The sequence below is a fragment of the Hymenobacter pini genome (assembly GCF_020421205.1).
Lineage (GTDB): Bacteria > Bacteroidota > Bacteroidia > Cytophagales > Hymenobacteraceae > Hymenobacter > Hymenobacter pini.
On record NZ_JAIZZH010000002.1, the window covers coordinates 515,932 to 537,355 of the forward strand.

Annotated in this window: 20 protein-coding genes; 6 read left to right on the plus strand and 14 right to left on the minus strand. The window is 61.2% G+C overall.

Annotated features, from left to right (window positions below):
- Positions 1-25: 25 nt before the first annotated feature.
- From LF252_RS08765 to LF252_RS08775, 3 genes are all read right to left on the minus strand, one after another.
- Positions 26-946, minus strand: coding sequence for a glycosyltransferase (locus LF252_RS08765; protein ID WP_226269206.1), 921 nt, complete (start codon positions 944-946; stop codon positions 26-28).
- A 74-nt stretch (positions 947-1,020) separates the two neighbouring features.
- The gene (locus tag LF252_RS08770; RefSeq protein WP_226269207.1) at positions 1,021-2,307 is read right to left on the minus strand and encodes an MATE family efflux transporter; all 1,287 of its coding nucleotides are present in this window, start codon (positions 2,305-2,307) and stop codon (positions 1,021-1,023) included.
- Positions 2,308-2,326: 19 nt separating this feature from the next.
- Entirely contained in the window at positions 2,327-3,337 is a 1,011-nt protein-coding gene (locus LF252_RS08775) for a hypothetical protein (RefSeq protein WP_226269208.1), read from the minus strand.
- Positions 3,338-3,487: 150 nt separating this feature from the next.
- Between LF252_RS08775 and corA the strand changes: the two genes are divergently transcribed.
- Together corA and LF252_RS08785 are read left to right on the plus strand one after the other, a co-directional pair.
- Positions 3,488-4,705: a magnesium/cobalt transporter CorA gene (gene corA, locus LF252_RS08780; RefSeq protein WP_226269209.1), complete on the plus strand. Its 1,218-nt coding sequence runs from the start codon at positions 3,488-3,490 to the stop codon at positions 4,703-4,705.
- 72 nt (positions 4,706-4,777) lie between these two features.
- Positions 4,778-6,193, plus strand: coding sequence for an MATE family efflux transporter (locus LF252_RS08785; RefSeq protein ID WP_226269210.1), 1,416 nt, complete (start codon positions 4,778-4,780; stop codon positions 6,191-6,193).
- A gap of 71 nt (positions 6,194-6,264) precedes the next feature.
- Here LF252_RS08785 and LF252_RS08790 read toward each other — a convergent pair whose 3' ends face one another.
- Positions 6,265-8,994: a hypothetical protein gene (locus LF252_RS08790; RefSeq protein WP_226269211.1), complete on the minus strand. Its 2,730-nt coding sequence runs from the start codon at positions 8,992-8,994 to the stop codon at positions 6,265-6,267.
- A 136-nt stretch (positions 8,995-9,130) separates the two neighbouring features.
- Here LF252_RS08790 and LF252_RS08795 point away from each other — a divergent pair, with 136 nt between their 5' ends.
- Positions 9,131-10,615, plus strand: a complete 1,485-nt coding sequence (locus LF252_RS08795) for an APC family permease (RefSeq protein ID WP_226269212.1) — start codon at positions 9,131-9,133, stop codon at positions 10,613-10,615.
- A gap of 81 nt (positions 10,616-10,696) precedes the next feature.
- Here the strand turns inward: LF252_RS08795 and LF252_RS08800 are convergent, their stop codons facing one another.
- Together LF252_RS08800 and LF252_RS08805 are read right to left on the minus strand one after the other, a co-directional pair.
- Positions 10,697-11,389: a carboxypeptidase-like regulatory domain-containing protein gene (locus tag LF252_RS08800; RefSeq protein WP_226269213.1), complete on the minus strand. Its 693-nt coding sequence runs from the start codon at positions 11,387-11,389 to the stop codon at positions 10,697-10,699.
- Between the two features lie 268 nt (positions 11,390-11,657).
- On the minus strand, positions 11,658-12,047 hold the full coding sequence (locus tag LF252_RS08805; RefSeq protein WP_226269214.1) for a hypothetical protein: 390 nt from the start codon (positions 12,045-12,047) through the stop codon (positions 11,658-11,660).
- Positions 12,048-12,270: 223 nt separating this feature from the next.
- On the opposite strand from LF252_RS08805, the gene LF252_RS08810 reads away from it, so the two are divergent.
- On the plus strand, positions 12,271-12,504 hold the full coding sequence (locus tag LF252_RS08810) for a hypothetical protein (RefSeq protein ID WP_226269215.1): 234 nt from the start codon (positions 12,271-12,273) through the stop codon (positions 12,502-12,504).
- 21 nt (positions 12,505-12,525) lie between these two features.
- Here the strand turns inward: LF252_RS08810 and LF252_RS08815 are convergent, their stop codons facing one another.
- From LF252_RS08815 to LF252_RS08840, 6 genes are all read right to left on the minus strand, one after another.
- Positions 12,526-13,527: an alpha/beta fold hydrolase gene (locus LF252_RS08815; protein WP_226269216.1), complete on the minus strand. Its 1,002-nt coding sequence runs from the start codon at positions 13,525-13,527 to the stop codon at positions 12,526-12,528.
- Positions 13,528-13,585: 58 nt separating this feature from the next.
- Complete coding sequence (locus tag LF252_RS08820; protein WP_226269217.1) at positions 13,586-14,155, minus strand: hypothetical protein; 570 nt, start codon at positions 14,153-14,155, stop codon at positions 13,586-13,588.
- A gap of 79 nt (positions 14,156-14,234) precedes the next feature.
- The gene (locus LF252_RS08825; protein WP_226269218.1) at positions 14,235-15,164 is read right to left on the minus strand and encodes a hypothetical protein; all 930 of its coding nucleotides are present in this window, start codon (positions 15,162-15,164) and stop codon (positions 14,235-14,237) included.
- A gap of 81 nt (positions 15,165-15,245) precedes the next feature.
- Positions 15,246-15,791: a heme NO-binding domain-containing protein gene (locus LF252_RS08830; protein ID WP_226269219.1), complete on the minus strand. Its 546-nt coding sequence runs from the start codon at positions 15,789-15,791 to the stop codon at positions 15,246-15,248.
- Positions 15,792-15,920: 129 nt separating this feature from the next.
- Complete coding sequence (locus LF252_RS08835) at positions 15,921-16,829, minus strand: anti-sigma factor (RefSeq protein WP_226269220.1); 909 nt, start codon at positions 16,827-16,829, stop codon at positions 15,921-15,923.
- Between the two features lie 2 nt (positions 16,830-16,831).
- Complete coding sequence (locus tag LF252_RS08840) at positions 16,832-17,389, minus strand: RNA polymerase sigma factor (protein ID WP_226269221.1); 558 nt, start codon at positions 17,387-17,389, stop codon at positions 16,832-16,834.
- Positions 17,390-17,622: 233 nt separating this feature from the next.
- On the opposite strand from LF252_RS08840, the gene LF252_RS08845 reads away from it, so the two are divergent.
- Positions 17,623-19,023, plus strand: a complete 1,401-nt coding sequence (locus LF252_RS08845; protein ID WP_226269222.1) for an NAD-dependent succinate-semialdehyde dehydrogenase — start codon at positions 17,623-17,625, stop codon at positions 19,021-19,023.
- A 108-nt stretch (positions 19,024-19,131) separates the two neighbouring features.
- Here the strand turns inward: LF252_RS08845 and LF252_RS08850 are convergent, their stop codons facing one another.
- The gene (locus LF252_RS08850; RefSeq protein ID WP_226269223.1) at positions 19,132-19,539 is read right to left on the minus strand and encodes a ribosomal maturation YjgA family protein; all 408 of its coding nucleotides are present in this window, start codon (positions 19,537-19,539) and stop codon (positions 19,132-19,134) included.
- 112 nt (positions 19,540-19,651) lie between these two features.
- Between LF252_RS08850 and LF252_RS08855 the strand changes: the two genes are divergently transcribed.
- On the plus strand, positions 19,652-20,425 hold the full coding sequence (locus tag LF252_RS08855; RefSeq protein WP_226269224.1) for an oxygenase MpaB family protein: 774 nt from the start codon (positions 19,652-19,654) through the stop codon (positions 20,423-20,425).
- 166 nt (positions 20,426-20,591) lie between these two features.
- Here LF252_RS08855 and LF252_RS08860 read toward each other — a convergent pair whose 3' ends face one another.
- On the minus strand, positions 20,592-21,380 hold the full coding sequence (locus LF252_RS08860; protein WP_226269225.1) for a YdcF family protein: 789 nt from the start codon (positions 21,378-21,380) through the stop codon (positions 20,592-20,594).
- Positions 21,381-21,424 lie beyond the last annotated feature (44 nt).

Consider the following 21,424-nt stretch of genomic DNA (forward strand, 5'->3'; position numbering starts at 1 on the left):
GGCTTAGTAGGGGAATAATACTCCGTTACTTTTTCCAACTCGCCGCTAATCCCAGCAGCCAATCCAGCGGGCGCACGGCACGCAGCTCCTGGAGCAGTTGATACAGGTCGCGGGCTTCGGGCAGGTTGCGGTAGCGCACGGCCTGGCGCAGCTCCCAACGCACCCGCACGGCCAGGGCGGCCCGCTCGGCGGGGGTGCGGCACAGGGCTTGCGCTTTGCGGCATACCCGGATGGTGGAGCGCAAATAAGGGTCGTGGGGGCGGTAGCCTTTGCTGGACATGGACTGCGGGTGCAGCCGTTTCTGGGTGGTTACCTTATCTAGGAACTGAAACTCCCACTCACGACTGGCCCGCACCCAGAAGTCAAAATCCTCGTAGGCCAGCGTTTCATCATAGCCGCCGAGCTGCTCCAAGGTAGCCCGCCGCATGAGCATGGTGGGCGCGCTGATAAAGTACCGGGCCAGCACCTCGGCAAACACTAGGCCGCTGGCCGGGCGCGGGTGCAGCTGCCCCTGCGCATCACGCCGGAAATGGTAGCGCACAAATCGGCCCGCTTCGTCAATCAATTCGGCATCGGAATACACCATGCCGCAACGGGGGCCGGCGGCGGCAAAGGCAGCAACCTGCTGGGCCACTCGCTCGGGCAGTAGCACGTCGTCGGTGGCAAAATCAATGATGAACTCGCCCCGGGCTTCGCGCAAGGCCGAGTTGAACGCCTGGCAGTTGCCCACGTTGCGGGGCAGCAGCCGCAGGTGCCAACTGGGGTGCGCGGCAGCGTAGCGGCGCAGGATTACGGCGCTGTCGTCGGTGCTAGCATCGTCTACCAAGAACACCTCCAGGTTCGAATACGTCTGGGCCAGAACTGAATCCAGGGCCGTTTCCAGGAACCGGGCGTGGTTGTGGCACAGGGCCACAATAGTAACGAGGGGCAATTCAGAAGCAGACATCGGGGGGCAAGATACTACCTGTGGGAGCGTGCCCGAAAAAACGCGGCTTCTGCATCAGGTGCTTGCTCTCCAAACTACCCGGCGCGCATGTCCCGCCGGAAATACCACAGGCACCAGAGCAGCAGCACGCCGTAGCGCGCCGCCTGCGCCAGTGGGGCTCCCAGCAACCCATACCGCGGCAGCAGCACGGCCAGCAGTAGAGCCAGCACCACTGCCGACGCAGCCTGAACTGCTACGTAGCGCCCTACCCGGGCCTGGGCCGTGAGCAGGAACAGCAATACCCAGGTCAGAAATTTGGCCCAGTCGGCCAGGAGCTGCGGGGCCAGCAGAAACTCGGCGGCGGCAAACCGGGGCTCAAACAGCAACGGCAACAGCCAGCCCCGCAGCAGCCACAGCCCCCCCAGCCCCACTGCCACCACCGGAGCCAGCAGGGCCAGCACCGTGCGCACCAATCGGGCCCGCTCCAACGGCCGGGCACTCAGCGCCGCCAACCTAGGATAGTACACGCTGCTCATCAGGGCCGAGAATACCATAGTGTAGTTGTCGGAGAGCTTGGCCACGGCCTGCCATAAGTCGGTGGTGGCGAGGCCGAACTGCCGGATGAGCACTTCGCGTAGGCTGAAATCAACGACCTTAGAAAAGAACACGATACTCAGGGCCATCAGCAGAAACCGCCCCAGGCCCCGCAAGGCTACTCGACTGACGCGCCCCCGCAACCGGGGCAATAGCCCCGCGCGGCCTGCCAGCCACACCGCCGGCACCAGCGTGAGGCCCTGCGCCAGCAAATACGCCAGCAGCGCCGTGGGTACTGAGCCCCACCCGGCCAGCACCGCCGCCACGGCCAGGGGCCCGGTGGCACTCAGCAGCACCGTCAGCAGCACATAGGCGCTTAGCTTGCCCTGGGCCAGCAACACCGTCACCACAAACGCGTGGCCCACCAGCAGCAAGAGCCCGAGCCCGAACAACGCCAACCAGCCGCCACCCTGCCCAAATACGCCCACCAGCGGGCCGGGCCATGCCAGCAGCAGCATTGCGCTTACTATCAGCGCCAACAAGTTCAGCGCCACTCCCGCACCTAGCCACGCCCGGTACCGCCCCGAGCCCGGGCGCAGCGGCGCCAGGTATTTTACCATGCCCACGTGCACCCCGTCGTTGGGCAGGGTGGTGAACAGGGCCATCAGGTTCTGGAAATGAGCCAGCAACGTCAGCCCTCCGCTGCCTCCGTATACGGCCAGGAGCTTGTTGAGCACCAGCGCCCCGGCCGTGCGGGCCGCCACCGCCACCCCCGAGCCCGCTGTGCCCCGCAACAGCCGGCCCAGTACGGCGGCGCGGGTTTCGGGCGGAGGTGAGGCATGAGGCATGGCGGCAGCTGTGAGGGCGCTAAGCCAGGTTTTTGGTCAGCGTCAGCTTGAGGCTGGGCACCCCGCCCAGGTGGCGCTTGAATTGCAGCAACGAGTGGTTGAGGCCTTCGGGCAGCGTGGAGGTGCCCAAATCGAGCAGGCGCATACCGCTGGCTTGCCCGAAGGCATGGAGGCCGGCATTCAGCAACACCACCGGGCTCAGCGTATTGTAGGCCAGCGGACTAGCCGGGTAGAAATTGTACAGCACGTCCTGGCGCACCTGAATGGCTATGGTGAGGGCAGCCCACTCGCCGGTGGCCGTGCGCACCGAAAACAGCAGCACCTGCCGGGGCAGCGCCTGAAATAGCGCCTGTAACTGCTCCAGCGTCATGGACAGCTGCTGGCCCTTCTCCTGTCGGCAGCGGCTCAAAAACTCGTAGGCCAGCGGCAGCAACAGGGGCGGTTCCTGCTCAAAGCGCAGCCCGTGCCGCTCACACTTCAGCAGCCGCCGCCGCTCGGAGGGGTGCAAGCGGCTACGGAAGTCCTGGTGCAGCGGGAGGTGGTTGTTGATTTCGGCCAAAGCGGTGTTGTAGCCCAGCTGGCGTAGCGCCTCAGTTAGCCGGGGTACGCCAATGGCCTCGTAGGCAAAAGCGGGTAGCCGGAGCGTGAATTGCCGGGTGCCCCGCTGGCGCAATTCGGCCTCTACCACCGCCAGCATAGCCCGCAGCACCGCTACCGGCAGCTCCGGCACCTGCTGCACGGCCCCGAAGGGCGCTTGCCAGGGGCTGCGGGCCTCCTTACCATCCGCACTCTGAGAAACGGCCAATTGCGCTACGGTGCGGTGACGGGCGGGCTCTTCCAGCCAGAAAAACAACGGCTCATTGGGGCTGGCCTGCAGCGCCAGATGAGCGGGTGTGTGGTACAGCCACGGCACGTACGCCACCGGCAGCGTGGGCTCGGCTGCTTCCGTCAGGCGCAACACGTACTGCTCCGCAAAACCAGGCAGTGGAAACAGGAGCGTAGAAGCAGCGGCGGGCAGGGGCACAGGCAAACGGCAAAGAAGGGCGAAAGTACGAGGATTTCCTGCCTGCCGCTGTACGTGCTAGCTTCGGGCCGCGTTTTCTGCTTGCCGGCGCTGCGGCTCAGCTTTTCGGCCGCAATACCGTACACTAGTGCTCTGCCCCGCTTTTCCGTATTCTGCATGACCCCTCCGGAAACTTCTGCTACTCCCCTCCCAGCCCAACCGGCTCCGGCCGGTTTCCCGCTCGATGATGACGACGAAACGCCCCTGCGCACCTCCATTACCGGCGACCGGGACGCTACCCGCCAAGCCCGCCAGCAGACGGTGGGCCAGCGCCCCGGCACGCTCATCGTGCGCGAGGATGCCCTGAAGCCGCGCCTGTTCCTGATTTCCTACGACGACACGTTTTTTGAGGAGCGGGAGTACCAGCAGTACGACGAGCTGCTGGCATATTTCAAGCAGCATCCCGAGCTAAAACACTGGGTAGATGTGCGCGGCTACGACGACCTGTTTCTGATGCAGCGCCTGCAGGAAGATTTCCATATTCACCCCTTGCAAATGGAGGACGTGCTCAACGACTACCAGCGGGCCAAGGTGGAGGAAACTGAGCACGGCCTGTTTCTGGTGTCGAGGATGACGGAGTTTACCCAACTGCTGGACATCGACGACGACCAGCTCAGCATTTTCACCGGGCCCAACTACGTGCTCAGCTTTCAGGACGACTACGAGGACTGCCTGGAGGCCGTGCGCCTACGCCTGCGCACTGGGCGCAGTAACATCCGGCGCCGCTCCCCGCTGTATCTGGCCTATGCCCTCACCGACGTGGTGCTCGACCACTACTACCCCACCATGGCCGCCATTGGCGACTACCTGGAAACCCTGGAGGAGCGCATTTTCCAGGGTCGGCCCGACCGGCGGGTGCTCAACCGCATCCTGCACATCAAAAAGGATATTGTACGCTTCCGGCGGCTGGTATATCCCGAGCGGGAGAAAATTGCAGAAATCCTGCGCATGCCCGACGAGGAAATTCCCGAAGACATTAAAGTATTCTTCAAGGACTGCTACGACCACGCCATTCAGGCCCTGGACCTGGCCGAAAGCTACCGGGAAACGGTGAGCAGCTTGGTGGAGCTGTACATGTCGGACCAAGCTAACCGGGCCAATGAGGTAATGAAAGTGCTGACTATCATCAGCAGCATCTTTATTCCGCTGAGCTTCGTGGTGGGTTTGTACGGCATGAATTTCCAGCGCGAAGGGCCCGACGGCCGCATCAACTACCTGAATATGCCCGAGCTGTACAGCCCTTGGGGGTACCCCGTGCTGCTGATGGTGCTGGCGCTTATTGTCGTTTTCCAGCTGGCGTATTTCTACCGTAAAGGCTGGCTCACAAACCGGTAAAGAGCCTCGCTGCCTACGCAGGCACTGGACCTGCGCGCAACGACCGGTCCGGCCGGGCCGTTAGCTGGCACTATGTCTGCTCCTACTACCGCTGCTGCTCTAACCCTCACCGAAGGTCCTATTCTGCGCGCCCTGCTCACGCTGGCGGTACCCATTGTACTGGCCAACCTGCTCCAAACGGGTTACCAACTGGTGGATGCGTATTGGGTGGGTAGATTGGGGGCTAACGCCGTGGCAACCGTGGCCGTGAGCTTTCCCATCAACTTTCTGCTGGTGGCGCTGGGCTCGGGGTTTTCGGTGGCGGGCTCGGTGCTGGTGGCCCGGGCTTTCGGGGCCCGCGACCTGGCCACCGTCAACCACGTAGCGGCCCAAACACTGGTACTGGAAACGGTATTAGCGCTGCTGCTGGCCGTGGGGGCGTACTTTGCCTCGCCCCTCCTCTTAGGCCTGATAGGCGTGGGCCCGGAAATTTTCACCGAAGCTAATCAGTTTCAGCGGGTGCTGTTTCTGGGCTTGCCCCTGAACTTTGGTTTTATCATGTTTCAGGCCCTGATGCGGGGCGTGGGCCAGGTCCGGATTCCGCTCTACATCAACCTGCTGGCCCTGGGCCTCAACTTCCTGCTCGACCCGCTTTTCATTTATGGCTACGGCTCGGTGCCGGGGCTGGGCGTGGCCGGGGCAGCCCTAGCTACTGTCAGCACCCAGGCCCTGTCGATGGTGCTGGGCTTGGTGGTGATGCTGCGCGGCACGGCCGGCCTAAAGCTCAGTTTCCGCGGTTTCCGGCCCGATACGGAACTGATGCTGCGGGCCTTCCGCCTCGGGGCCCCGTCCTCCGTCGATTTGTCGGCCAGGGCCCTGGGGTTATCGGTGATGACGACGCTAGCTGCCGGGTTTGGCACTACTGTACTGGCCACCTACGGTATTGGCTCGCGGCTGCTGGCGCTGGGCATTATCCCGGCCCTGGGTATTTCGCTGGCCTGCTCTACGCTGGTGGCCCAGAACCTGGGAGCCCGCCGCCCCGACCGGGCCCGGCAAACCGCCCGCTATGCCATAACCACCAGCTTTCTAGGGTTGCTGCTGGTAGGGCTGGCAATCTACTTGGCGGCCCGGCCGCTGGTGCAGTTTTTCCTCTCCGGCGACGAAGCCGTGGCGGCCGATGCCGTGGAATTTGTACGTATTGCCGCCGCCAGCCTGTGCTTTACCGGCGTGCAGCAGTCGGTTTCGGGGGCGCTGCGGGGGGCGGGCAACACGCTGGGTGCCATGCTGCTCACCATCATCAGTACCTGGGTGTTGCAGTTTCCTATTGCCTGGTACCTCTCCAGCCATACCACCCTGGGTTTCCGCGGGCTTTGGTGGAGCTTCGTGGCTAGCAACATATTGGCCGCCACCCTGGCCCTGCTCTGGTTTGTGCGCAGCAGCTGGCAGCAGGCTGATGTACTCCAGCCCGAAGTAGACGCCCGGACGGGCGCGGCGCAGGATGCGGGCTAAAACTTGCAACTGCGAGGAGAGTAAGCAGTACTTATTATCACTCACTTTAGTACCACACCATCAGAAAGACGCTACAGTTTCACGTCGGTGCGGCGCAGCTCGTTGCCGGCCACCCGGAACAAGTGGTAGGTATCGGTGGCGGGGTCGAAGGTGAGGGCCACGCGGGGGGCGGTGCTGGGGAAGGGCTGCCCCCCCACCAGCCGGGCGCGGGCATCGTAGAGGTAGAGGTTGCCCGGGCCGGTTTCGGTGAGGGCATACAGTTGCCGGCCCGCTCCAAAATTGAAATATTGCACGGAGCGCGGGGCCGAGGTAACAAACTGCTGGCGCAGCAGCTGCCGGCCGGCAGCATCAAACACGGCACACTGCCCGCCCTCCTCGCGCACCACCACAAAGGAGTGCTGCACCTGGTCGGGCACGAGGCGGAAGCGGCTGGTGCGGCTCCAGGTAGCCACCCGGCGGCGGCTCACAATATCCCCGCTCAGCGTGAAGCTGATGAGTTCCCCGTGCTGGTTTACCACCGTAAGACGGCTGCGGCTGAGCGTGGCCCCGGTTTCGGCCAGTACGCCCTCCGTCAACCGCCCACCCATGCTGATGGGAAAGCCTGGATAGGTGCCGCCGGCCTGGTCGAAGGCGTACACATAGCCGTTTTCGAGCAGCACCACCAGCACGTCGCGCCCCGCCACGGTGAGGTACTGCGGCGGCCCGGCCAGCCGGAACTCCAGCTGCTTGGGCTGCCACCCCGGGAATGTGCGGCCCTGGGTATCATACAAGAACAGGTTGCCGCTGCCCCCCGCCACCAGCAGCCGCCGCACCCCGCCCCCGGCCGGCGATACGCTCAAGGCCGTGGTCCGCACGGTATCGGGGAGGTTGAGCGGGAAGTTGGGCTGCACCTGCCCCCGGTTGTTGTACTGAAACAGCTGGCCGGGCGTGGCCAGCAGGAACCCACTGGCCCCCGGCAGCCGGTACGTGGCACCCACCAGCGGCCCCGGTAGCGTATCCGACCAGGCTACCACGTTATCGGGGGTAACGTAGTGCAGCACATGGGCCGTGTCCTGCACCAGCACGCCCGGCAGCTTGGCCCCGCTGATTAGTATGGCTTCGGGAGAGCTGCTCAGGGGCGTTTTGAAAGCCAGCACGCTGCCTGTGCCGTTCTGATTTTGGGGGCGGGCCTCGGCCGGGCCAACTACCGGATGACGCAGCACTACCTGCGTGAAATACTGTGCCCCGGCTTCCCGCTCATCGGCGGCGGGCACCCATTGCAGGCCCACCTGTGGGAAGCGCTTGAACAAGGTTTCGTTGCGCAGCAGCCCGGCCCGGCGTTCCTCCTGCAACCCACGCAGCAGCAAATTCCAGCAGTTGCGGGTATCCAGCAGTACCCGCAGCCGGGCCAGCGGCTGAGTTTCCTGCAGAAAGGCTACCTGCGTGGGCGAGCGGCTCCACACTTCCCCGGCTGCTACGTCGGTCAGCCACTGGCGCAGGGCGGCTTCGTCATCCCCGAAGGCCACGTAGTTGCCCACCTGCGCTACTACCGGCTGCGCAAACCCTTGGAACATGGTGCCCAGCAATTGCCGGGGCAGTTCGGGTACGCCCGTGTGGTAAAACTGGTAAGGGCCCACACGCTCAAACGCCGGGCTGGCGCCCACGGCGCGCCGCAGCTGGCCCAACAGTACGCCCACCTTACCCGGGTTGGCGGTGTAGGCCACAGCCAGCTTGCCCGGTCGGGCCCGGGCCGAGGGCGTACCCAGATAACACAAGGCCACTTCCTGGCTGAGTTGGGCAGTGAGGCTGTCTAGCAGCCCACCTGCCTGCGTTGCCACTGTATCGGTGGGGCTGGCGGTGGGGCGCGGGCCACGCAGGGCCGCAGCGGGCCCCAGGCCTACATGCACTACCAGGGCCGCGCGGAGCGGCAACACCTCCGCCATACGCAAGCGTTGCGCGGGTTGGCCCAGCAAGCGTTGGTGCAGCCCGTCGTGGATAGTTTCGGGGTTAGCAAAGCCGGTAAACACCACTTTATTGCCGGCCAGCTTCATCTCCGTGAGGCTGTTGCGGGCCAGGCTAGCCACAGTGGCCATTTCGGCGGTCAGCTCCTGCCGGAAAAATACCCCCAATAGCTGCGGCAGCCGCCGTTGGTTAAGCAGCAGGGTAGCATCCACGTCGCGCAGCTGGAAGAAATCGGTATTCTGAAAATCGGCAGCTACGGTAGGGGTATCGGGGTTTTCGAGGCGGCGGGCTACGGCCTCCACCAGCGCAGGACTGGCACTCACCAGTAGGTGGTTGCGGTAGTTCATCAGGGTAAGCCCCTCCCGGCTACCCCGGGGCCGTACATCAGTCAGCAACTGGCCCTCGTACTTGCGGTCCGTTACCTGAAAGTGCGAATCCCGCCCCAGCCCTTCCAGCAGGCTACGCACCTGCCGATATTCCCGCACGCTGCCAATCGGAATCTGAAACAGCACATCAAACCGGCCCGGCCCCGTTACGTGCAGCGAGGTAAACACCCGCTTGCGGCCCAGAAACCGCAGCACCACATTGCGCCCCCCGGTGAGGCTGTCGGCCAAGGTAAGCTGATCTTCTACCTGCTGAAAGTAGCGCACGGCCGAGAGATTGTCCCACAGCTGGGTTTCCTTTAGATGACGCACCAGCGTGGGGTGGTCCCGGGTAACAGCCACCAGCACGGCATCATCGGGCACCAGGGCCCAGGGGTCCACGGGAATGCGCGCCAGCGTACGGCGGTAATACACGTAGGAGCCCAGCGCCGTGAGCAATAGGAAAGCCGTTAAGAAAACCAGTACGCGGTTCGACATGCGGGAAACCCAGGAGGTGGGGCCGGCAAAAATAGCAGTTCGGCGCGGAGTGCACGGTTGCTACGGCCCAGCAGGTAGCGAGGTTTGCAGGGCAGTTTTCTATCTTCCGGCTCGAAACGTTTACTCCCTCCCCTTTATGTCAGAAAAACAAGGCCAGTTTCAGCGGGCCATTACGCTGTTTGATGCCGTTATGATTGTGACCGGCAGCATGATTGGCTCCGGTATCTTCATCGTCAGCACCGACATCAGCCGCAAGGTGGGCTCCGCCGGGTGGCTGCTGGTGGTGTGGCTGCTCACGGGCGTGATTACGCTGGCCGGGGCCGTGAGCTACGGCGAGCTTTCCTCCATGTTCCCGAAAGTGGGCGGCCAGTACGTGTACCTGCGCGAGGCCTACAACAAGCTAGTGGCCTTCCTGTATGGCTGGACGCTGTTTTTGGTTATCCAGACCGGCGTTATTGCGGCCGTAGCCGTAGCGTTTGCCCGCTTCACCGGTGTGCTGCTGCCCTGGTTTTCCGAAACCCACGTACTGTTTCAGCTGGATAATGTGCCGCTGCTGGGCACCTTCACCTTCAGCACGGTGCAGTTGCTGGCTATTGGGCTGCTGGTATTTCTCACCTTCATCAACTCGCGGGGCGTACGCTCGGGCAAGCTTATTTCTAACATCTTCGGCAGCACCAAGCTGGTGGCCCTGGGCCTGCTCATCCTGTTCGGCCTCACGCTGGGCGTGAACGGGCAGGCCGTGAGCCAGAACTTCCAGCACGTGTGGCAGGCCATGAGCTTTGATGCCGCCGGGCAAGGCACGCCCCTCACGGTAGCGGCCTTAGTATCGGCTATTGGCCTGGCCATGACGGGTTCCTTGTTCAGCTCCGACGCCTGGAACAACATCGGCTTTTCAGGTGATGAAATTGTCCGGCCCGAGCGCACCATTGTGCTCAGTATGGCTATGGGTACCGGCATTGTAACTGCCCTGTATATCCTCATCAACGTGGTGTACCTGCTGGTGCTGCCCCTGCACGGCGACCCCACGGCTACCGATGTGTTGGGCCGGGGCATCATGTACGCCGCCAATGAGCGGGTGGGCACCGCCGCCGCCGAGGCCATTCTGGGTGCACCCGGTGCCTACGTAATGGCCGTACTTATCATGATCAGCACGTTTAGCGCCGACAACAGCATTCTGCTGTCGGGGGCGCGGGCCTACTACGCCATGGCCAAAGACGGCGTATTTTTCCCCGGCATGGCCAAACTCAACAAGGCCGGCGTCCCGAGCGTGGCGCTGTGGGGCCAGTGCCTATGGGCCTGCTTGCTGTGCCTGTCGGGCTCCTACGGCGAGCTGCTCAACTACGTGATGTTCTCGGTGATTCTGTTCTACGTCATCACCATCATCGGCATTTTCGTGCTGCGCCGTACCCGTCCCGACGCTCCGCGCCCCTACCGGGCCTGGGGCTACCCGGTGGTGCCGCTGCTGTACGTGGTGCTGGCTTCCACCTTCTGCTTTATCCTGCTCACCGACCCGGCCAACTCTAAGTTTGCCCAGCGCGGGCTGCTGCTGGTAGCTGTGGGCGTGCCAGTGTATTTCCTGTTCGGAAAACGCTTCGCACCTAAGCAGGTGACTGAAGAATAATCAATTCTACCTAAAACAAAAAGCCCCGTTCCAGCGTGCTGAAACGGGGCTTTTTGCTGATAACGCGTTGGAGTCGGTTGCCTAGCGGCGCTTCCGGCGGGCACCCTCCCGGGGCAGCAGCGTCACGTTTTGCGGCTGGCTGCTACGCGTCCGGATTTCCTGGTCCTCGTAGCCGCCGTAGCCGTATACCAGCGTGTTTTCGCCGGCAGGTACTTCAATGGAATAGTTGCCATTGGCATCAGTGCCCACCACTTTTTTGGAGCTGCGCACCATTACGGTAGCGCCGGCCATCGGGCGGCCATTTTCATCCAGAATGCGGCCCGTCATGGTAGTTGTAGCGGGAGCCACTTCGGCAACGGCCGGGGCAGCGGGCACTGGCTCTACGGCTACGGGCTCATCGGCGGGAGCTGCCGTGGGTGCCTCCGCTACGGGAGCAGCCTCTGCGGCCTTCGTGGCGGTGGTAGTGGCCTTGGCGGTGGTGGCAGCCGGTTTAGCGGCGGCGGCTTCGTCAGTGGCTTCAGCCTCGGGCTTGGTTTCGTCGGTGGGCCGCGAGGCCGTCACGGTAGCTTCGCCGAGCTCCATAATAGGCATGGCATTGGCAATGCGGCGCGTAGCCTGGGCGGGCATCAGCATGTAGCCCAGCACCAACAAAGCCAGAATGCTACCCACGATAATAGCCAGCTTCCGGTTACCCGACGAAAAATCTTCCTCCTCGTGGTTTAGGTCGGAAGCAATTTCTTCGGTTTCAGCAGGAGTAGATGTGTTGGCATCCATAAAAGGGGAAAAATGAAAGTGGGAGTTGTGTAGGCAAAAGAAGTTATTGCGGCCGGCGTGGGTGTTCAAAAGGCATACCCGACACAAACGGCTGTTAAAGATAAATCTTTTGCGGGCGCTCCTCCTAGCATATTTCCAATTTTTGGATTGATTAACCAGCTGCATTTCACAAAAACACCCATTTTGCTGCCACATTCCAAACAGAACCGGCTGCCTCCCATACTGGGAAGCAGCCGGTTCTCCAATTGTGCTCTTAGGGCTTAACTTGCTAGTCGTGAGCGGGGCGAGCGGGGCCGCTGGGTGCGCTTTCCCCGAAATTCTGGTCCTTGGTACGGATGGAGTTTCCCATTTCGTAGCTACCCTCCACTTCAAAACCGGGGCCGCTGGCTTGCTCACCGGCGTCGTGGTGTTCGTTCCCGCCCTGGGGCTGACCTTCGCCGCCTCCGATATGGAGGTTTTCAAGCTGGTCTTTTTGGTCGGAGCGTTGGGTGTAGCCGCCGGCTCCGGTGTTGCGGTGCGCCGAGGGGTCGTCGGCCGCTTTGCCATTGCTCATGTCCTGCTTGAGTTCTTTTTCTTTTTCAAGCTGCTCATTCTGCGGAATGGCCTGGTTGTCGTTATGAATGATCTGCTTATTGGAAGTTTCGTTATCGGAAGCCATGGTTGTGGGGATGATGAGTGGAAATTACTATAGTGGCAGTACGCGCCCGGTGGCAGCAGGGTTGGTGTGCCGTCTTCGGTGCTGTTAGCTTGGCGGCTCCGTTAACCGGTCTGCGGGGCTCACCTCCGGGCTTTGGTTCTTGTACGTACTTTTGCCGGTGACTTACGTTGGCCTTTGATTTGGCCACACAAGCGCTGGCACCTCCTACTTGCTGCTTACCCTCATGGATTTTTCAAAACTCTACCGGCCCAGCGCCCTCAACAGCTTTCAGTACATTGCCGTGGTAGGTGCCATCATGAGTGGGGCTGCCCAGCTGATTATCCGGTGGCTGGGCCACGCGCAACCAACGGGCTACAACTACCTGTACCTATGCTGGTTGGGCCTCTACATTTTCGGCTCCCTGCTCAACCTGTTCGGCAAGCCCCACGACGAGCACGGACATCATCACCACCACTAATAACGCCCTGAGCAAGACGCACTACTTCAGAAATGCCAGCAGTACGCCGTGGAAAGAAGCAGTGGCCTCAAGATGCGGAATGTGCCCCACTCCTTTTAGCGGCACCAGCCGGCTCCCTTTGATGAGAGCGGCCGTGCGCTGACCCAAGGCCGGGTACTGACCCATCCGCGCCAGTACGGCGGGGTCTTTTATCAGCCCTTTACCCACCACCGTCCTATCATCCTGCCCAATGATGAGTAAGGTAGGCACTTGCAGCAACCCAAACTCGTAGCACACCGGCTGCTGATAAATCATATCGAAGGTGAGGGCATTGGCCCGCGCTACCTGCGGAAAATCGGGGTGACGGGTTTGGGCTACCAACGGCAGCAGCCACTCATTGTGGGCACTGGGGTAGCCGTGCGGGTAATAGGTAGCGTGATACTTACGGATGCTTTGCTCCGTGCTTTTGCGCTCGGTTGCTTCTGCCTGATCAATCGTCTGGAATGGCACCCCAACTCGGTAATCCTCCAGACCAATTGGGTTTTCCAGTACCAATTGAGCCGTTTGCGCCGGATACATCAGCGCAAAGCGAGTGGCCAGCATCCCGCCCATACTGTGCCCCACCACTACGGCTTTTCTCACGCCCAGCGTGTCCAGCAGCCGATGCGTATTCTGGGCCAATTGATGAAATGAGTAATGCACATCCGGCTTAACGGATTTGCCGAAGCCAATCTGGTCCGGCACAATAACCCGGAAACCGTGCCCGGCCAGAACCCCAATTGTTTCGCGCCAGTACGCCCCAAAGAAGTTTTTGCCGTGCAGTAGCACCACGGTGCGCCCGTTAGGAGTGGCCGTGGCCGGCACATCCATGTAGGCCATGCGCAGGCGCTGGCCTTCCAGCACCACGGGGAAATACCGCACTGGGTAAGGATACCCAACACCATCCAACGTAGCATTGAGAGCCGCCGGGGTTTGTTGGGCCACTACCGGAACCGCCAACCACAGCAGGTTACAGAGCAACAGCAGAAAACAGGTACGCGCCATACGCATCGGATTAATCAACGATGCTTCGTAAACTGCTTGCTGCGCTACTAAGTTACGCTTAGCCCTGGGATGTGCCCCGCTGCTTCAGGCGCAACTCCAGCACCCGGCTATCCTCATTGCTCCAGATGAAGTTCCGCACCTCCTCTACCCGAAATACCACTACGCCATCGGACAGGCCGTACTCGGTGTAGCATTCCATCAGCACCTGCTCGGCGGTGAGCTGGCGCACGTAGCCGTAGTAATCCATACCCAAGTGGGTGTACACGTTCACAAGCTGGCCCATCTGCTGGGCGCGCTCCAGCAGTAGCGGCACCGTGAGGTATTCCTGCTCCAGAAACGGTGGAGACTTAATCCCGGCGTATACCTTATCCAGGTTATCAGCCTTGAATTCCACGTGCCGGATGTACTGGTCGTCGTAATCCAGCTGAAATATTTCGGGGAGGTTGAAGGACTGGATAGCCGTGGGCATCCCGTCACGGTTGATGATGCGCAACACTACCACCTCATCGGAATAGCTCAGCACATACCCCACCGAAAAGCGGCCCGGGTCGCTCTGGCTAGTGCGCACACCTACCAGTCGTTTTTCCTGACGGGCCCGCTCAAAAATTTCCTGAAACAAACCAGGCATAATACTGACATATATAAGCTGAACAGTAAAGCTACAGCATTTTCTACTGCTCAGCAGCCAGTGCAGGCATCAGCAGCACTTACTCCGCCACGGTAGCGGCCGAATCGGCGGGCGGTGTGGTGGTGCTGAGCGGCACCCGGCGGAGCTGTTTCAGCCATTGCCGACGGCCGTCCCAAGTGGCGGCGCGCAGCAGCTCGTGAGGGTAAGCCTTTGCAAACCAATACATATTCTGACGCGTGTCATTCAGCCGCACGCGCACTTGCCAAGCATTTTGCAGCGAGTCGGCGGCCGGGGCTTCCTCCACCTGAATTCGGGCCTGGTACAGTACGGGCGGCTTAGCCGAGCTGGTTTGCTGCTGTCCGTAGATGCTGGCCCGAAAAGTCGGCAAGGCTGCAAAATCGAGGCTGCGCAGCGTGTACGGCAGCGCATCCTCAAACAGAGCCTGGTGCAGCAAGGTGCGCTGCCCCAGGCCTTCTTCGTCCCGGTATGAGTTGTACTGCTGCTGGTACTGCAGGCCATCATCCATGAAGGACTTGAAGCTGCTACCCGCCCACTCCTGCACCGAAACCGTGAGCTTATGAAGCTGTACGGGCTGGTCGCGCCGGAAAACCAGGCACACCTGCACGTTGCTCGGGTAGGCAGCCGTGGGCAGGGTATACTGCTGGGTTACCTGTAATACCGGAAAAACATCATTGCGGCCCGGTTGGGTGGTGCTCACGTTGTACTGCTGGTTGAACTCCCGCTTGGCAGTAGCCTGGGTGATGGTAAACCGGTGCGGTTCCCCGTCTACCTGCTGCTCGGCATCATACACGGCTATTTCCGCGCGGCCATCTTCCCACAACGGGTTCATTGCCCAGTCCAGTTGAAAGGGGCCACCATGCCGCGTCAGCGGATTATCCACCGGCACGGGCAAGGCCGCTGGGGGCTTCGGTTTGCCCGAATCAGAGGAGCAGGATAGCAGGCCCGTGCTCAGCCACAGACCTATCCAGAGTACAAAAACACGCTGCATACGCAAATCAACAACTCGAAACTGGACCTATTACGCACACACCCGGGCTAAATGTTGGCCCAGCTCTAATAACCGGGTGCGCTATACCGGCTGGCGCAGCACCCGAATGCGCACATGCTCCCCGTTTTCGGAAGTAGTGGGCTCTACGGTAATCTGGTCGGCCTCGTCGTAATATTTTGCTACGCCCCGCACAATGCCTACGGCCAGCGCCCCCATCCGGCGCGTTGATACATAATCAATAAACAGCTCATCCGGCGACACCCGCGTGACGTTGAGCACGGGCGGGGCATTATCCACGTGTTCCCGCCGTACCTGCCGGTGCATGGTGCCCTCCGTGTGCTCCAGCATATCCAGCGTGGTCCAGTGGGGCTGCAGCAAGCGCTGGTACATGTACATCAGGTCGGGCACCAGATACTCCCCAAATTTCTCGTGCAGTTCGTCCGCTGATAGGCCCGTCATGATGGCGGCTTCGCCTACCAGTCGATACATGTGCTCATCGGGGTACACGTGTTTGTGGTCGAAATCAGCGGCCGTGAGGCCCGATACTTCCAGTAGCCGTATCCAGGTGCTGTGGTCGTACTGAGTTTGAACGTAGCGCTTCAGCAGGGTAAAGATGGTTCCGTGCACGGGGTTCAGCTAAAAACTTCAAAGTGGCAAGCTAGAAAAACTCTGCGCAATGCTGCTGTACCGGCCCAAAACGCAGCAAGGAGCAGGCTGCTTGCGCAACCTGCTCCTTGCCTGTACTACCGAGCTGGCTTATAGGTTACCGATTACCGTCATGGTGCTCAGTGTGGGTGAGGCTACCCCGCCAGCGTCTTCCACCGTCATGGCGAAGGCCTGAGCACTGGCAATATCCTTCATCTGCTGAATACTGTCGCCGGATGCGGTGGTAGAGGCCAACACCCCAGCATCCACGGGCTTCCCATTGTCGAGAGCCCACAACTGGTATTGCTTGCCGCTGGGCGGAGCCGGCAGGTTGCGCACATCCACGTACACGGCCTTGGTTTTGGGGTTGTAGTATACCCGGGCCAGGGCTTCGGGCGCTTTGGGCGTGCCTTTCAGCTCCACGGAGCGGAAGTCGGCGCTGCGCAGCACGGCTAGTTCCTGGTCACGCTCCTTGAGGGCCGCCTGTTGGGTAGCCGCGTAGCGCGACTGCTCCGACTGGGCCACTTCCAAGTTAGCTTCCGTTTCCTGCAGCCGGTTGTAGAGCAGGTAATTGCCCAATCCACTCAGCAGCAACAGGGCCACGGAGGCGGCAATCAGCCACTTCAGGCGACTGGGCTCCGGGGCGGGCATCTGCCGAACCACTGCCTCCTCAGGCGCCTGGGGCGGCGTGGGTACGCCGTTGGCCTGCGGCGTTACCGAAGCCGTCATGAATGGAGCAGCCGCGGGAGTACCGGCGGTTTGGATCTGTTTTTCCTGCTCAGCGGTGTTGCGGATGGCTTGCTGCCAGCCCTGCAGTACTCGGTCCCGCATGTCGGCGGGGGGCGTTACGGCGTGGGCTTCGGCATAGGCGTCCAGCCCCCGAATCACCTGTTGCAGTTCCCGGCCTACTTCCGGGTATTCCTCGGCTACGCGCTCCACTTCGGCGCGCTCCGCCGCGTCGAGTACGCCCAGGGCGTACTCTTCCAGGATGCCTGATTCGATATATTCCTGAATATTCACGATTACCGAATCAATTTAGAGAGTACTTTAATAGCCGCCCGGGCCCGGGTTTTCACCGTACCAAGGGGCAGGTTCAATTCTTCTGCCACTTCGCTTTGCGTAAATCCGCCGAAATAAAGCAGGTCCACGATTTGCCGCTGTTCCGGATTCAGCTGGTTAGTCATTTCCTGCAAGCCAATGTGCTCAGGCCGGAACGAGGGCTCGGCGGCCTGCCGCAGCGCTGCACTTTCTTCGATGGGCTGCGTACGGCTACCTACGCGGTACTGTCGGGAGCGGATTTTATCGATGGCTAAATTTCGGCAAACATTCATCACCCACGTAAATAACCGGCCTTTTTCGGCGTCGTAGGAGGGAAATGAGTGCCAGATTTTAACCATGGCTTCCTGCAACACATCCTCGGCTATTTCTTCCTTCTTCACGATGCGCAGAATAACGCCATAAAGAGCCGCGGAGTATTTGTCGTAGAAGATGGTCATGGCCCCTTCGTCCCGGTCGCGCAGGCGCTGCACAAGCAGGTTTTCCGTTTCGAGGGCTACTGACTCAGGAGTGGTGGCAGACACGGGCAGCAACTAAGATAAACAGGGTGGCGTAGCACCGCCAGTCCCCGCAGATGGAACGAAAGTAAGGATATACCTGCAAAAGTGGTACGGTAGCATCAGAAAGTGCGACCATGTTCTTTAACTCCGCTGCTACGCGTAAAGCAAGTGGGCAGTTATAGCTCAGCTCCAACATAGCTTTGCCCCAATTGTTAGGCACGTGTACCTTTCTCCGCTCTACTTCTCTTTCCACTCCCATGCCCATTGAATCTCTGAACCCCCACACCGGCCGCGTGGTGCGGCGCTTTCGCCCTTTCGGCTGGGCCAAAACCGAGCAGATTGTAACCCAGGCCCACCGCGCGTTTGGCGAGTGGCGCACCACTACTTTCGGCCACCGGGCCACGCTAATGCGCCGCGCCGCTAAGCTGCTGCGGGAGCGGCAGCAGGAGCTAGCCGAGCTGATGGCCCTGGAAATGGGCAAACCCGTAACCGATGGCCGGGCCGAGGCCGTGAAGTGCGCCCTCTGCTGCGACTATTACGCCGAACACGCCGAGCAATTTCTGGCCGATGAGGAAATCAAAACCGAGGCCCAGCGCAGCTTTATTGCCTACGAGCCCATTGGGATTGTGCTGGCCGTCATGCCCTGGAATTTCCCGTTCTGGCAGGTGGTGCGGTTTGCCGCCCCGGCCCTGATGGCCGGCAACGTGGGGTTGCTCAAACACGCCTCCAACGTACCGCAGTGCGCCCTGGCCCTGGAAAAGATATTTCATGATGCCGGCTTCCCCCCTGCCACCTTCCGCACGCTGCTGGTGGGCTCCGATGTAGTAGAAAAACTGATTGAGGACGACCGGGTGCGGGCCGTGACCCTCACCGGCTCGGAGCCGGCCGGAGCCGCCGTGGCCGCCGCTGCGGGCCGTCAAATTAAGAAAACGGTGCTGGAATTGGGTGGTTCTGATGCATTTATCGTGCTGGCCGATGCCGACGTGGCCCTGGCGGCCAAAACCGCCGCCCAGGCCCGCATGATTAACGCCGGCCAGAGCTGCATTGCCGCCAAGCGTTTTATCGTGGAGAAGCCGGTGCTGAAGGACTTTATCAGCCAGATGAAAACCCACCTGCTGGCTTTCCGGGCCGGCGACCCGCTGGACCCGGCCACCCAATACGGCCCCCTCGCCCGCGCCGACCTGGCCGATGAGTTGACGCAGCAAGTGGAAGACTCCGTGAAACAAGGCGCCAAAGTGGAATTGTACGGGGGCCAAAGCAAGCCCGGCACCGCCCTGTTCCGGCCCATGATGCTCAGCAATGTGAAACCCGGGCAGCGGGCTTACTCCGAAGAGTTTTTCGGGCCGGTAGCCATTATCCTGGAGGCCAAAGATGCCGATGATGCTATCCGCCTCGCCAACGACTCCCGGTTTGGTTTAGGCGGTTCCGTATGGACACGCAACGTGGCGCGGGGCCAGGAGCTGGCGCGGCGCGTGGAAGCCGGGGCCGTTTTCGTGAACAGCCTCGTGAAGTCGTCGCCGGAAATGCCGTTCGGGGGCGTAAAGAAATCAGGTTACGGACGCGAATTGTCGCACCTGGGCATTCGGGAATTCGTCAACCAGAAATCTATTTGGGTGGCCCCAGAGGTGAAGCCCGAACCGGCGAAAAAGGTAGAGTAACACTGACGCACAAGCCAGCAGTGTTCCTACCCACAACTTTACATTCCAGAATAGCAGTTTCCCAAAGCCCACCTTACCAAGTACGATCTGGCAAGGTGGGCTTTGGCCTTAGCAGTATGCCGTATTGGTTGTGCGCCGCAGCCACCGTTCCAGCAGCAGCCCCAGCCCTACCCCAGCGGCGTAACAAACCAAGTCGCTCCAGAGGAAGCCGTGCCCCAGCACCAGCCCACCAAGGGCGGTATGCCGCACCGCTAGCAGCCACGGCGCGCGGCAGAGCTGGCTGATTTCAACGGCGTAGGCAAAGCCCAATGCCCCGGCAGCCGCTTTGGCGGGTGCCCATTGGGGCCAAATCCAGCGTACTACCCAAAACACCAGCAGATCCCAAAGCGCATCGCCGGCATACAGGACTACCCAACCGGGTAGTTGTGCTCCAAAGCGCCGGGAGCCAAGGCCCAGGATGGCCGTCAGCACCATCAGCAGCACGTAGGTAGTGCGCCGGCTCCAGCAAAAATTCATGGGTTGATGGAATGAATTTCAGCAAAAGTAATATTTACTTTGCAATGCAAAGTATTTTGAAAAATATTGACATTCTATAGCCTCTGCCTGGCAGGGACTTGACGCTGTACTGATGGAGTATTTCGTAGCGCCCGGCTCGGTGGTGCGCCGTATTTGGGGCAAGGCCGATACCGTGTTATTCATTTTCGCGGGAGCGGCCGCCGAGTTTGCCGTGAACAAGGCCGTAGACTGGCTCTACTTCACCGGCCGCCTGCCCGCCGACCCATTGGCCCGGCTGTTCTCGACGGTGGAATATGCCCGCCGCATTGTGTTTGCCAACCGGGCCGGGGCCGAGCAGGCCATTGATACTATTACGGCCATTCACAGCGCGGTGGAAGCCAAGCGCGGCCAGCAGATTCCGGCCTGGGCTTACCGTGACGTGCTGTATATGCTCGTTGATTACTCCATCCGAGCGTTCGAGCTGCTGGAGCGGCCACTCACGGAGGCCGAGCGGGCCGAGGTGTTTGCGGTTTTCGGCCGGGTGGGCCAGCGCATGGGTATTCCGGATCTGCCGGCTACCTACGCCGCCTGGCTTACCGACCGGGAGCAGCACCTGGCGCAAAACATCCTGCACAGCGCATTCACCACCGATTTATACCACCAGTACCGCCGCCATTTGGGACCGGTGCGCTACCAGTTGCTGTTGCAGGGCCAGCGCTTGGTGGTGCCTCCGCAGGTACGGGAGTTGCTGCGGCTGCACGGACCGGCGTGGCTGCGCCCGGTGGTGCCACTGTACCGCGCCACGTGTCACCTGCGCCTCAGTCAGTGGGTAAAAAACAGCCTGTTGCCCCTGGATTATCGGGCCCAGATTGCCGCATTGGATATAGTTACCCATGCTGCGGACTAGAGCTAAGGGCTAGTTCCCCTCCTTGGAAAGGAGGAGGTATGGGTGGTTGACTTCGCGTCAGAACGTCAGTTTAGAAATTAATTCTAGCAGTCGTTCAACGAATCAACCACCACTAACCCCTCCTTTCCAAGGAGGGGAACTAGCTTCTAGCTCTAGCCCGCATGACTTAGCTCGCGTAGCCCAACACCCGGTATACGGCGTAGCCGGCCATTTCGTGGAGCAGGATGCTCCAGAGGGCCAGCGGCTGGTCGCCGGGGAGCAGCCAGTAGGATAGCGTGGGTTTCCGGTCCGAGGAGTAGAAACCGGCCGGGAAGGGCGCGGGGTGCAGGCCAACTTTGGCAAAGCAGCCGATGGCCCGGCGTTGGTGGAAGGCCGAGGTAATGAGCACCGTGGAGTTGATTTCGGGGTGCTGGGCCAGTAGTTCTTTGGTGAACAGGGCATTTTCGCGAGTGTTGCGGCTGCGGGTTTCCAGCAGAATATCCTGCTTGGGCACCCCGGCCAGGCGCAACAGCACCTGTAGCTCCTCGGCTTCGGTGCGTGGCATCTCTCCTTTGCTTATCATGGGCTGTATTAAAGCCCCGGAACCGCCCGAAATAATGATGCGCCGGATACGGCCAGCCCGGTACAGCCACAGCGTGTGCAGCAGCCGGTCGGCTCCCGGGCCCACGTACACCCGGTCGTGGGGCGACTTCTGGCCCTCCGTAATGCCGGTGAGCAAGATGCCCGCATCGTGGCGACCGAGCTGGCGCAGCGTAACGGGCGGTTTCTCCCAGGCTAGCAGCGCCTCGTTTATTAGGGCTGGGTTAGTGAAGATGAGCAGGCCAATGGCTGCGGCCCACAGCAGGTGCTTGCGCCAGCGGGCAGGGCGGCCCAGCGCCGCCAGCACTACCAACCCCACCAGCCACACGGCCGGCGACAACACGAAATCCAGAAGCTTAGACAGGATAAAAAACATGGCCGCGAAGCTACGGCAGGAAATGCTGCCTTTGCTTCGCGGCC